15 protein-coding genes are annotated in these 12567 nt (G+C 45.8%); 3 read left to right on the top strand and 12 right to left on the bottom strand.

Going from position 1 to position 12567, the window contains the following annotated elements; genetic code table 11:
* Positions 1 to 189: 189 nt before the first annotated feature.
* From rsmI to dnaX, 9 genes are all read right to left on the bottom strand, one after another.
* Positions 190 to 1071, bottom strand: coding sequence for a 16S rRNA (cytidine(1402)-2'-O)-methyltransferase (rsmI, locus tag ACOMA8_RS12600; RefSeq protein WP_421371188.1), 882 nt, complete (start codon positions 1069 to 1071; stop codon positions 190 to 192).
* A gap of 125 nt (positions 1072 to 1196) precedes the next feature.
* On the bottom strand, positions 1197 to 1556 hold the full coding sequence (locus ACOMA8_RS12595) for a DNA replication initiation control protein YabA (RefSeq protein WP_202622191.1): 360 nt from the start codon (positions 1554 to 1556) through the stop codon (positions 1197 to 1199).
* Positions 1549 to 2397: a PSP1 domain-containing protein gene (locus ACOMA8_RS12590; RefSeq protein ID WP_161899370.1), complete on the bottom strand. Its 849-nt coding sequence runs from the start codon at positions 2395 to 2397 to the stop codon at positions 1549 to 1551. The genes ACOMA8_RS12595 and ACOMA8_RS12590 overlap by 8 nt, the downstream gene beginning before the upstream one ends.
* Positions 2398 to 2465: 68 nt before the next feature.
* Positions 2466 to 3422: a DNA polymerase III subunit delta' gene (gene holB / locus ACOMA8_RS12585; RefSeq protein ID WP_421371186.1), complete on the bottom strand. Its 957-nt coding sequence runs from the start codon at positions 3420 to 3422 to the stop codon at positions 2466 to 2468.
* Positions 3423 to 3435: 13 nt separating this feature from the next.
* A complete protein-coding gene (locus ACOMA8_RS12580) occupies positions 3436 to 3765 on the bottom strand; it encodes a cyclic-di-AMP receptor (protein ID WP_161899368.1) in 330 nt (109 codons plus the stop codon).
* Positions 3766 to 3862: 97 nt separating this feature from the next.
* Complete coding sequence (gene tmk, locus ACOMA8_RS12575; protein ID WP_161899367.1) at positions 3863 to 4501, bottom strand: dTMP kinase; 639 nt, start codon at positions 4499 to 4501, stop codon at positions 3863 to 3865.
* 61 nt (positions 4502 to 4562) lie between these two features.
* Positions 4563 to 5159, bottom strand: a complete 597-nt coding sequence (recR, locus tag ACOMA8_RS12570) for a recombination mediator RecR (protein ID WP_161899366.1) — start codon at positions 5157 to 5159, stop codon at positions 4563 to 4565.
* Positions 5160 to 5216: 57 nt separating this feature from the next.
* On the bottom strand, positions 5217 to 5531 hold the full coding sequence (locus ACOMA8_RS12565; RefSeq protein WP_421371183.1) for a YbaB/EbfC family nucleoid-associated protein: 315 nt from the start codon (positions 5529 to 5531) through the stop codon (positions 5217 to 5219).
* A gap of 27 nt (positions 5532 to 5558) precedes the next feature.
* Positions 5559 to 7424: a DNA polymerase III subunit gamma/tau gene (dnaX, locus tag ACOMA8_RS12560; protein WP_421371181.1), complete on the bottom strand. Its 1866-nt coding sequence runs from the start codon at positions 7422 to 7424 to the stop codon at positions 5559 to 5561.
* A 355-nt stretch (positions 7425 to 7779) separates the two neighbouring features.
* Between dnaX and ACOMA8_RS12555 the strand changes: the two genes are divergently transcribed.
* From ACOMA8_RS12555 to ACOMA8_RS12545, 3 genes are read left to right on the top strand one after another with little or no spacing between them, the layout of a single operon-like run.
* On the top strand, positions 7780 to 9015 hold the full coding sequence (locus ACOMA8_RS12555; protein ID WP_161899363.1) for an SPFH domain-containing protein: 1236 nt from the start codon (positions 7780 to 7782) through the stop codon (positions 9013 to 9015).
* 21 nt (positions 9016 to 9036) lie between these two features.
* The gene (locus ACOMA8_RS12550) at positions 9037 to 10179 is read left to right on the top strand and encodes a TFIIB-type zinc ribbon-containing protein (RefSeq protein WP_421371179.1); all 1143 of its coding nucleotides are present in this window, start codon (positions 9037 to 9039) and stop codon (positions 10177 to 10179) included.
* A complete protein-coding gene (locus tag ACOMA8_RS12545; RefSeq protein ID WP_421371177.1) occupies positions 10176 to 10994 on the top strand; it encodes a TPM domain-containing protein in 819 nt (272 codons plus the stop codon). Before ACOMA8_RS12550 ends, ACOMA8_RS12545 begins: the two co-directional genes overlap by 4 nt.
* Positions 10995 to 11065: 71 nt before the next feature.
* Here the strand turns inward: ACOMA8_RS12545 and ACOMA8_RS12540 are convergent, their stop codons facing one another.
* The 3 genes from ACOMA8_RS12540 to ACOMA8_RS12530 form a co-directional block, all read right to left on the bottom strand.
* Positions 11066 to 11476: a DUF2871 domain-containing protein gene (locus ACOMA8_RS12540; RefSeq protein ID WP_421371174.1), complete on the bottom strand. Its 411-nt coding sequence runs from the start codon at positions 11474 to 11476 to the stop codon at positions 11066 to 11068.
* A gap of 177 nt (positions 11477 to 11653) precedes the next feature.
* Entirely contained in the window at positions 11654 to 11968 is a 315-nt protein-coding gene (locus ACOMA8_RS12535) for a hypothetical protein (RefSeq protein WP_161899359.1), read from the bottom strand.
* A gap of 33 nt (positions 11969 to 12001) precedes the next feature.
* Positions 12002 to 12367: a hypothetical protein gene (locus tag ACOMA8_RS12530; RefSeq protein WP_421371172.1), complete on the bottom strand. Its 366-nt coding sequence runs from the start codon at positions 12365 to 12367 to the stop codon at positions 12002 to 12004.
* Between the last annotated feature and the right edge of the window lie 200 nt (positions 12368 to 12567).

Raw genomic sequence — 12567 nt, 5'->3', positions numbered from 1 at the left:
ATAATCATCAACGAATCAAAATAAAACTGGGCTGCAGCCCAGTGCAGTATCGGCAACGAATGACCGCATAAAAATACCGACTAGAAAATCTAGTCGGTATAAGGTCTAACTTTTGGGTCTCACTACAAATGTACTAGACCGGCATTGCTTTTTCATATATTTATACAAAATCTAAAAACCTAAAGTGACTCAGTTTAACTCATGGTATTCGTTATAAATTTCCTGTTTCTTCTTGGAAAGGCGCTGGGCAATCTCCTTAATTGCCCCATTGGGTTTCATCCCCGAAGCAATTAGCTCCTCCACCTGCTCTTTTACGGTTCGTTCTTCAGCAACTGCTGTTACCACCTGCCAGCCCTCAGGATCGGGATTGCCTGCCACCATCAAACAGCATTCTCCCTTTAAATCGGTTTCTTTGAGATATGCTGCAAGTTCCGTCAGACTTCCCCGCAGATACTCTTCATGGAGTTTGGTCAGTTCACGACAGATTACTCCTTGTCGCTCACCTCCGAAGATCGCGGCCATATTCTTGACTGTTTCCCCGATACGATGAGGCGACTCATAAAAGATCATCGTAGCTGTCTGCGGCAGCAGTTCAGTTAAGGCTTTTTGCTGCTCACTTTTCTTGCGAGGAAGAAAACCATAAAACAAATTTGGCTGCGGGTTTAATCCTGAAGCAATCAATGCCGTCAGTCCAGCAGTTGGTCCGGGAAGGGAAACCACTGGAATCTGCGCCTCAATACAGGCAGCTACCAGCTCATGACCCGGATCACTGATGGAAGGCATCCCGGCATCGGAAACTTGAGCGATACTGCGACCTTCCAAAAGTAAAGCAGTCAATTGGGGAATTCGCTCTTGATAATTATGTTCATGGAGACTTCTCTGAGGCGTCGTAATCTCGAAATGATTCAATAATTTTTGGGTATTGCGGGTATCTTCTGATGCAATCAAGTCCACAGATTTCAACGTATTGAGACAACGAATCGTCATATCTTCCAAGTTACCGATGGGCGTAGGTACCAAAAAAAGCGTTCCTAAGTCAGTCTTTCCTTTAAAACTTTGTTGTTTTTGCATAGTATTCTCCTTTTTCGAGGTGGCAAATGACCGGGACAGTCCGATACCTCCAGAACCTTTACAGCAAGCAGCAGAACAGTAAAAAGCCCGCCGCAGCGGTCTGTGGCGGACATCTGAGAGTCATTTTAGGCTTGGCTTTCCCGGTACAAAACTTCCAAGCAAAAGACGCACTGCTCATCATTTTCTCTGCGGGCTCCATAAGACTCCCGACAGATATGAAAGCCGTCTTCGTATATCTTTTCCAAGTTCATACGGGATTTAGACATTCCCGGTTCTTGTCTTGAATCGGCTTCTGGTGCTGGCGGCGTGTTCTTTTCATCTAGTTCCTGCAAGTATTCCCGCAGCTTCTGATTTTCAAGGGCCAACGTCGTATTTTTTTCTACAATCTGTTGCAAGGATTCCTTCATCTCTGAAAGCTGTTCCAGAGAAATCCTCAAATCTCCCTCTAACTTGGCCAGACCATCATAAAGTTCTCGTTTATCCATGGACATGCTGATCACCTGCTTTTGCTTTGGGTTTTCCCCGCCCTTTGGTAAATTCCAACTCGCTGGCTAAATATTCCACCGGTGTTTCTCGTCCAATCAGACGGACTCTCACAATGCGGTTCAATAGATTCAGACCTACGACCCGCCCTTTGCCATCCGGTGTCTGGACTTCTTTGCCATAATCAGGCATTTCCTTTTTGGCTTGCTCATATTCGTCATTTTCATACTTCAAACAGCACATCAAACGACCACAGAGTCCGGAAATTTTAGTCGGGTTCAAAGAAAGCCCCTGGTCCTTGGCCATCTTGATGGAGACGGGAATAAAGTCTCCAAGAAAAGTGGAACAACACAGTGGTCGTCCACAAGGTCCGATACCGCCAAGCATTTTTGCTTCGTCACGGACACCGATTTGACGCAGTTCGATCCGCGTCCGAAATTCTCCAGCCAGGTCTTTCACCAACTCTCGGAAATCCACCCGGCCGTCAGCGGTAAAATAAAAGATCATCTTGCTGCGATCAAAGGTATATTCTACCCCTACGAGTTTCATATCCAGACTGTGGCTGCGAATCTTTTTCTTACCGACTGCCATTGCGGCTTTGGCATCGAGCAGGTTTTGCTGTGCTTTTTGAATTTCCTGTTCACCGGCTTTGTGCAGGATTTGTAAGACCTCATGGGGCAGGTCGCTTTTATCGATATCAATTTTGGGGATCGCCACCTTGGCCATCATCTTGGCCTGCTGAGATTCCACGATCACTTGTTCATCATAAGTATATTCGGCTTTGCCAGGGGCGTAATAATAAATATGCCCTGACTCGCGGAAACGGACACCAACGACTTCCATCGGCTGTTCCCCCCTGTTTTCTATGGTATCAGCAGCCTCGGCAATAGACAGATTCGGCTGCTGTTGGTTCAATCATCAACTGCTGTTTGGCGCAATATCCGCAGTACCAACTGCTCGCTGACATTTTGGAAAGAGACATTGGCTGCAAGCTTCTGCTCGGCTTCCAAGATCAACTGGACGTTGCGGGTATTTTCAAGAAGCTGTCTAGTCTGAGACTGACGCAAAAGTTCGTTGCGCTCATGACGAAAGGCTTGCATTAGCATCTGCAAAAGCAAGCGCTGTTGTTCCTTTTCTTTCGCTAAGGCAATCAGCCTTTTTTGGATATAGACAAAGGCCATCAAGTCCCCTTTACGCAAATAAAGGTACCATTGTACGACGGCATCCTTAGCATCATTAAACCATTCATCCTGAGAGATTTCAACTGCTTTTTGGTAACTGTTGGTAAGCCCTGCCAAGAGTTTAGCAGACTCGCTGGTTATACCATCAGCCACCAGTCGCTGCGCTAATTCTGCGGGATTTAACGGTGCAAAATGCAAAATCTGACACCGGGATTGGATGGTGGGCAAGATTTTGCCCGGCGCATCAGTTTCCAAGACAGCGACAAAGTCTCCCTGAGGTTCCTCCAGAAATTTTAGCAGGCTGTTAGCAGCACTGGCATTCATTTTATCCGCCTGTCGAATTGTAAAAAACTGCAAGCGGGATTCAAAGCCCGAGCGAACAAACTCCTGTTGCAGCTGTCGAATCTGGTCAACTTTGATACTCTGCCCATCCGGCTCAATCAGGCGAACATCAGGATGCTCGCCGGCTGCGATTCGCAGGCAGTTATTGCACTGGCCGCAGGGTTCGTTATCTGTTACATCGGTACAGAACAGCCGCTTTGCCAACCAGCTGCTCAGCAGGTGCTTGCCGGTCCCTTGATCCCCTTCAAAAAGATAAGCATGAGCCAAACGCCCATGCTTCACACTTTTTCTGATCTGGGAGAAGACAAAGGATTGGTGCTGTGTCAAAAAGACGGTTTCTTCCATTTGTCGGCTCCTTTTAATATTGATGGAAACCTTCCACCGGCAACACGAAGACCGTCGCGCCGCCAACTTCTACTTCCACTGGGTAAGGAACTTGTCCGTCCAATGAAATATCCAACGACATCGGAGTCGAAACATATTGCTTACGGGATTGACAAGTTTTTTTGATGAGCTCCAATGTGTCTTGTACCCGATCATCGTCGATTCCGATGATGAACGTGGAGTTGCCGGCCTTCAAAAAGCCCCCGGTAGAGGACAATTTTGTCGCCCGAATATTAGCATCGATGAACTCATTTGCCAAACGGTTGCTGTCTTTGTCTTGTACAATAGCCATGATCAGTTTCATGAAAATCCCTCCGTAATAAATGTATTGGTTACAGTCTGCTGTGCCTCAATTAATTGAAGCCTGCTTGCGCTGAAATTCACTGACGGTCATATGGAACTCAAAAGAAATGAGGATAGGTTTCCGTGATTGCCGTAAAGCTGGCATCGACAACATCAGTCAATGGCATGCGGGCATCCACTTTATGAATACGCACCGGCTCTTCTTCCGCCAACTTCAAATACGCGTGACGGACCCGCTGATGGAATTCAAGACTCTCAATTTCCAATCGATCAGCTGGGCCGGAACGTTCGTTTTCAATCCGTTTCAGACCAGTATCACTATCGACATCCAGGTACAAGGTAAAATCCGGTTTGGTGCCTTCTGTTGCAAAATCATTGATCTTGCGAATCTCCGGCATCCCGATTCGACGGCCTGCTCCCTGATACGCCAGTGAACTGTCTACAAAGCGGTCACAGATCACAATCTTGCCTGCATTCAATGCTGGCAAAATAACTTCTACCAGATGCTGACGACGAGCAGCTGCATACAGCAATGCCTCCGTCCGATCATCCATCTCTTCGTTTTTAGGATCCAAAATGATACGGCGAATCTTTTCGGCAATCTTGACGCCTCCTGGTTCCCGAGTCTTGACGATCCCCTTTTTTGCGATCAGCTGCAATCGCGGATAAAGCTCATTGATGACACTGGTCTTGCCGGCGCCGTCTGGTCCTTCAATGGTAATAAATAATCCGTTCACGAAGCGTGTCCTCCATCTCTTGTATCTCTATTGTACTAGAAAAAAAACAATTGCACAAAACCTATAATTCTCTGCGGCCCTCTACTGCCTTCAATAAGGTGACCTCATCGGCGTATTCAATATCACTGCCCACGGAAAGTCCGTGTGCCAGGCGAGTGACCTTGATGCCTGCCGGTTTGATCAAGCGGGACAAATACATCGCAGTCGCTTCACCTTCAGTGGTTGCATTGGTAGCAATAATTACTTCTTTGACGGTATCATCGTGAAGTCGTTTGATCAATGAAGGAATGTTGATGTCTTCTGGACCGGTACCTTCCACCGGTGACAATACCCCGTGTAAGACGTGGTATAAGCCATGATATTCTCGCATCTTTTCCAATGCCATCACATCTTTAGGCTCTTCAACGACAAGAATCGTGCTGCGGTCTCGCGTGGTATCTCGGCAGATTTCACAAGGATCTTCTTCCGTGATATTGCCGCAGATACTGCAAAAATGCAGGTCTCGTTTGACGCTGAGTAGCGACTTGGCAAACTCGTTGACGACTTCATCTTTCATATCAATTGTATAAAAAGCCAAACGAGTAGCGGTCTTTTGTCCGATACCGGGAAGTTTCATATAACTGTCGATCAACTTTGCGATCGGTTCTGGATACTGCATCTCACGTCATCTCCTGCTAGGGCACTACTGCCTGTCAAAATTACACATCGCGCCAGTTTAGAATCCTGGCAAACCTTTCGTGTATTGGCCCATTGTACGTTCGGTTTCGCCTTCGATTTTGGTTAAGGCGTCATTGACAGCCATAATTACCAAATCTTGTAACATTTCCGGGTCTTCAGGATCAATGATTGCTTCAGCGATTTCGATTCCTACCATTTTACGGTCACCGGTAAACGTGGCTTTCACATAGCTGTTGGTGGATTCCCCCACAAAGTTTTTTGCATTAAGCTCTTCTTGAGCCTTCACCATATCCTTTTGCATCTTCTGCATTTGTTTCATCATACCTTGCATGTTGCCCATTCCTCGCATCATCACTCAATCACTCGCTTTCTGTTTTAGTTAATCGTCAACAACTGTGGTCAAATCACCGAACAGTTCATCGGCTTTAGTCACCAATCGATCCTCTTTGGGAGCTGTTGAATCTTCCAAGCCTTCTAACAAACCACTATCCGCCCAGCTTTCAGGCGGTTGCAACTCCGTCATAGCCATGCCTGTTTCAGACGCTGCCACCTGGTCTTCTCTATCAGCTGCAGCCTCTTCTTGTTGGTTAGCATCACTGCTTGTTTGTGAATCCTTTTGGTTCAAAAAGCCCTGCCGCAATTCAAGCCATGCAGACTCAGGGATAAAAACCGTATCCGGTGCATAGCCTTCAATCAGACGACTGAGATTATTAGAAATCATCAGCGCCAATTCTTCGTCTTCCGAAGCCTTTTGACAAACCATCTCCGACTCAAAAGAAAGGACTAATCCTCGTGGCCCCGCAGCTTTAATCTGGGTATTTACTAAAAGTCCTTTGCGTAGTGCATTGAACATCATCAATAAATCTCCCCAAACATTGCGGACTTTAACCACATCGTCTTTGGTCGCCTGTTCCAACACTTTATACACCTTGTCTTTAGGCAGCCGGTATTTACTACTACTCCCGCTCTTGTCTTTGGTGGCATGAATAGCACTGTGGGACGTGTTGGCGCTGGTACTCGTAGTCGTAATGCCATTTTGCTTTAATTGCTGCAGCTCTTCTGCCAATTGACGAACTTGTCGCTGCAGCTCTTGGACCAGCTGGCTGTCGGGGCTGCTAGTTGCTGGTGTGTAAGCTTCCACTGCCCCGGATATCGGAGTAGCTACCGGCGGTCCCGCCAGCTTAACCGTGGCCACTTCCAAGTAAATCGTAGGACTATTGGTAAAGCGGATTTCATTTTGTGTATCATTCAACAGCTGAATCCAAGTGAACAGCTGGGTTGCCGGAATCATTTCTGCCAGTTTCTTAAACTCATCTGTCAAATAGCCGCTTTTTTCTACTAATAAATTTGGTGCTTTTTGATAAAGCAATAGATCTCGACAGTAGACCAGGAGATTTTCCAACAAGCGTCTGGCTTCTTTGCCAGAGGCTAAAATTTCAGCCAAATCTTCCAAAGCCGCTGTGGCATCTTGAGCAAAGCAATCCCCCATGAAGCGGTCCATCATTTCATAAGTCAACGAACCGGTGACTTCCATCACATCTTTCATCGTGATGGTTCCCTCAGAAAAAGAGATGGCTTGATCTAGCATACTTAAGGCATCTCGCATGCCACCTTCTGCCGCTTGAGCAATCACCGTCAGCGCCTGCGCTTCGTAAGGGACATTGATTCGCTCACAGATATAAGCCAAATGTTCAGCGATATCTTTGGTGTCAATTCGCTTAAAATCAAAGCGCTGTGTCCGGGAAATAATTGTCGCCGGAATCTTATGGGGTTCCGTTGTGGCTAAAATAAAAACGAGGCTTTCCTGGGGCTCTTCCAATGTTTTCAATAATGCATTGAAAGCACCGGTGGAAAGCATATGGACTTCATCGATGATATAAACTTTGTATTTGGCCTGTGTCGGTGAATATTTGGCTCGATCCGTAATGAAGCGAATCTCGTCTACCCCATTATTGGAAGCCGCATCGATTTCAATAACATCTTCTTGGGAACCTTCCGTGATTGCTTTACACATTTCACATTCATTACAAGGTTCACCATCCTGACTGTTGGGGCAGTTAATCGCCTTGGCAAAAATTTTGGCGGCACTGGTTTTACCTGTCCCCCGCGGTCCGGTAAACAGATAAGCATGGGAGATCTGATTTTGCAAAACGGCATTCTTCAGCGTCTGGGTAATGGCTTTTTGCCCCACAACATCGTCGAAACGCTGAGAACGCCAGACTCGATAAAGTGCTTGATAGGCCACGGATTTCTCCCCTTTCTGTTTGTAGGCTTTCCATTAAAGGCATCGGAAAACTGCAAAATTCACTAGCTATTATTATACGCAAAATATAGTTAAAAAACTACCCATGGAATCCTTTGCAAAAAAATTTCCCCTTATTCCTCCACCACAGTCTCTTTTAGCAGGCAACTCCTTTTTTCAGAATTGGTGAAAATCAGTCTTGCGTCTGATAAGGGAAAACACCTAGGCTATGCTATAATTTTAGAAGAAACCAGCGCTTCGGAAGCAGGCATCTCAAAAATTCCCGGCGCTTACTGTCAAACAGCGAAGCTTTTTACTTCCTGGTCGACAGAAAACATTCCCAAAGGAGGAAAAATTCATGGGTATTATCAAAGCTGCAACAAGTACGATTGGCGGAGGTTTAGCGGATCAGTGGCTCGAGGTTATCGAACCAGAGGACATGGGAGACACAACCGTCATGACCAAAGGCGTTAAAGTTCGCCAAGACGACAAACGCGGATCCAACCGGAAAGGAACAGAAGATGTCATCACAGATGGTTCAGTCGTCCATGTCTATCCCAACATGATGATGTTGTTGGTAGATGGTGGCAAAATCATCGATTACACTGCCGAAGAAGGTTACTATACGGTGAAAAATGACGCCGCTCCTTCTCTGTTCAACGGACCTTTAAAAGAAGCGGTCAAAGAAACCTTCAGTCGTTTTAAATTTGGCGGCGTGACACCACAAAAGCAACAAGTCTTTTATATCAATCTGCAAGAGATCAAAGGAATCAAATTTGGGACACCGGCGCCTTTGAATTATTTCGACAACTTCTACAATGCCGAACTCTTCTTGCGGGCTCACGGCACCTACTCCATCAAGATTACCGACCCAATCTTGTTTTATTCAAATGCGATTCCCAAAAATAAAACGCAAGTCGACATCAACGATATCAACGAACAGTACCTCAATGAATTTCTGACCGCCTTGCAATCTTCCATCAACCAAATGTCTGCTGACGGTCAACGGATCAGCTACGTTCCATCAAAAAGCATGGAGCTTTCCAAGTATATGGGGGATGTCTTAGACGAAAACTGGCGTCAATTGCGCGGTATGGAAATCGTAGCGGTGGCCGTGGCTAGCATTTCTTATACGGACGACTCCATGCAGTTAATTAACATGCGCAACCAAGGAGCGATGTTGGGTGATCCCAGTGTACGCGAAGGATACGTTCAAGGCTCGGTTGCCCGGGGCATGGAAGCTGCCGGTAAAAACGAAGCCGGTGCAACGACGGGGTTTGTCGGCATGGGTATGGGAATGAATGCCGGTGGTGGCTTTTTGAACCAGGCATCTCAAAACAACAATCAACAGATGCAACAACAAAATCAGCAAGCTGCCGCTGATACTTGGACTTGCCCAAAATGTGGCACTCAGAACACTGGCAAATTCTGCAGCAACTGTGGTGAGCCCAAGCCAGCACCTCAGGCAACCAGCAGCGCTAAAGTTGAAATGAAGTGTGCCGAATGTGGAGAAGTCGTGGACTTATCCAACGGTGTGCCGAAGTTTTGCCCTCATTGCGGTAAACCCTTCAAAGGGGTCCCTTTGGATGACTAATACAGAAGGTAGGTCGAAACTATGGACGTAATCACACACAAATGCCCCAACTGCGGCGGTCCGTTGACCTTCGAACCTTCCGATCAGAAATTTCACTGTCCCTACTGCCTAAGCATTTTCACCGAAGCAGAAGTCACAGCTTTTGAAGAGCAGCAGCAAAAAGCCCGCTTAGCTGATGAAACCACTGAGGCAGTAACGACTTCTGATGGCTCAGGTGACAGTCCAGGTGACACTGCAGCTTCAAAAAGCAGTGTCAGTTCGGCAAAAGAGACAGCCGCCAGCGCAACGATGGAGCTTTACCTCTGTCCTAACTGTGGAGCAGAAATCGTCACCGATGCAACAACAGCAGCTACCTACTGTTATTACTGCCATAATCCGGTAGTGCTGAAGGGGCGTTTGTCCGGTCAATTTCTGCCAGACAAAGTGTTGCCTTTTGCAGTCGCCAAAGATGAGGCCGTAGCGAAATTTTTGGAATGGTCTCAGAAGAAGTGGTTCGTTCCCAAAGATTTCTTCAATAAAGCGCAGGTTGAAAAGCTCACAGGTGTCTACTTTCCTTATTGGAACGTCAACGCTGAAGCAGAAGGTGGCTTAAACGGAACAGGAACTTCTATTCGAATCTGGATTGTAGGGGATATTGAATATACGGAGACCAAGCAGTATTCTGTTCGGCGAGCAGGGCGCTTTAAATTTCGCGATTTAGTGAAAAATGCCCTGTCCAAAAATGTTCAGCAAAAAATGGTGGCTTCTGTACAGCCTTTCCAGCTGGAGCGGGCAGTCCCATTTAAAGATCAGTACTTGTCGGGTTTTCAAGCGGAAAAACGAGACATCGAATACGAAAAATTGGAACCGGATGTCGAAAAAGAACTGAAGGGATATGCGGACAGTCTCTTACGGGGAACTGTTGGCAGCTTCTCTACTTTTGTTGCCAACAGCAGTCACCTTGAACTGCGGGATCAGCAAAAAGAATACCTATTGCTGCCGGTTTGGCTGGTAACTTATAAGGCTGACGACCAGCAAAAGCGAACCTTCTATTATGCAATGAATGGACAAACTGGTAAAGTTGCCGGAATCCTCCCCATCAGCTATAAAAAGCTGGGCTTGGTCAGCTTCGGAATCTTCGCTGTTTTGGCAGCAATCTTTTTGGGGGTGGCGTATCTGATATGAGAAAATGGCTGAATTTTTTGACCCCAGTGTTATTGTTCCTACTAACTGTGATTCTTCTGCCCCTCAATGCTACAGCAGATAGTACCCATATCGAAGACGGTGCCCGCCTCTTTTCTGATGCACAAATTCAAGCATTGGAAAACAAGGCCCAGTCTCTAGGCGAAAAAATCAAAGGGAACGTTTATATTGTTACCAATACGAACAACACTCTTGAGCCGGCGAAATTTGCAGACGAATACCTACGAGAAAAAGTGGGAAATGATAATAATGGTGCGGTTCTGCTCATGGATATGGGGCAACGAGAACTCTATATCTCAACTTCTGGTAACATGATTGATTATTTAGATGATAATCGCATCAGCAATATCTTGGATCAGGTGTACGATGCCATGTCAGCTGATAATCCCTATGAAGCAGCGACGGCCTTTTATGATCAAGGAGCTGACTATGTCGAGGCCGGTGTACCACGGGGGCATTATCGTGTGGATGCAGACACCGGAAAAATTACCTATTACAGGACTATTTCACCACTGGAAGCTGTCATCGCTTTACTAGTGGCCGCGGTAATCGCCGCAGCTTTCTTTATAGTCATCAAGTCCAAGTATCAGCTAAAGCTTGGTACTTACACCTACCCCTACCAAGAAAACTCAGATGTCAATCTGACAGTCAACGAAAACCAGTTGATCAATTCCTTTGTTACAACACGACGGATTCCACGAAATACCGGTGGCTCTGGCGGGTCCGGTGGTGGCGGCGGCTCCACCACTCATTCTTCTGGCGGCGGTACTTTTGGCGGCGGTGGTCGCAGTTTCTAATAAAAAAACGTACACATGGGAGAAATTCCACGGGTACGTTTTTATTATGTTCAAGTTTTAAAAGTAACTTTTCAAAAGTGAACAGCTTTGATTCTTTCATGAAGGACAGAGAAAAACAACAGAAACCCTGCTGTCAAGAGAATATGTCCTAAGCCGGCGATTCCTGAAATGGCTGCTCCGCTTTCTTTTCCCAGTACAGTCAAAACACCGTGAATTAACATCAGCAGTAGCGTTAGACCTAATCCGGCATTGTATACGCCGTAAAACAATTTGAAACGAGGGGCTTCTGAGAGTCGAAAAAGTTTTTCTAAAATGACTAAGATTAAAAAGAAAAACATCCCCAATACTAACGCATGGGTATGTAAAACGGCTAGCTGTGTAAAATCAGTATAATCATTAAACTTCGTAAACTCTCGATAGAAAACACCCAGCACCAATCCCAGAATCAAATAATTGCGGCTTGTTTTATAAAGCTTTTCCATTCATATCACCTCCTCTTTTAACTTAGTTCAGTATACCACCTTTAGTGACATTTTGTCACTAAAGTAGTTTTCATCACTTTGGTAAGAAGAGGATTCAAAAAAGCAGTACCACTTAAATCTTCTCTCTTGAAGATTCAGCGGTGCTGCTTTTCACTTTCGACAGGCAGTAGTGCTGCTTTATGCGGCAATCTTCGTCACCTTGACAAAATGGCCTTCGTTGGATTCAACAATCTTTTCTACTTGATGATAAAATTCTCCAGGCTCACTGCTAGCTAATTCCATCAAGATTACCTCATAGTTGGCCATAGGTATTCCCACCACGAGACGATCAGTGGCCAGATGAAGCTGCATCATATTCTGAAGCTGACGGGACAAGCGATTTAGTTCTTTCGCTTTTTTACTGCGCCGCCAGTCAGCTTTTTGGAAAAGTCGTAATCCTCCGAAGAGAACTGAATTTTTGACAGTTTCCGTGCGAATCACTTCTTTATACATCTTTTCACCTCCCCTTTTCAAATAAGGAGAGGATTAGACTGCTTTTTTTAATGGAAGCTTTTTGATTGCAATCTCCCCTTCACCGGCAACAGTTGCCGTGATACGGCTACTGTATTTCGCTGCAATTTCGGCTAGGCCGGCTGCCTCTTCCGGTGTGCAATCAACATAAAAAATCATACCGTCAAACTGTTCTTCAAACTTGGCAATAAAGGTTTCAGCTTCTGGCAACCACTCTTGTTGCCGTAATGCTTCATAAAAAATAACTTGCTTATTCCGCAAATAGTTTTCTGGCAGCCCGTTGGCAAAGCCCACGACACAAATCTTATCGCCGGTGTGTCGCCGTTTGATGTGTTCCCAGACGTGCTGAGTTTTTCTTCCGTTTCCTTCAATAATATACATATGGTGGAATCCTCCTGATTTTAAGGCAGAAAGCCAAGCTCAAATATGAAAGCTTGTCTTTTTGTCCTATTGTTTTCTATCAATGGATCCGCCAGGTGATGACCTGCCGGAAGTGATCATCATGCATGGTTCATCACCCCCTTTTATTCATGTCTGCTCGCAAAAAAATAACAAGCGCTATAATCTATTCTAACAGGTAA

The sequence above is a fragment of the Enterococcus infantis genome, assembly GCF_049166715.1.
Taxonomy (GTDB): Bacteria; Bacillota; Bacilli; order Lactobacillales; family Enterococcaceae; genus Enterococcus_C; species Enterococcus_C leclercqii.
Note: the sequence above shows the minus strand (reverse complement) of the source record. Positions and strands in the feature narration are given on the sequence as shown.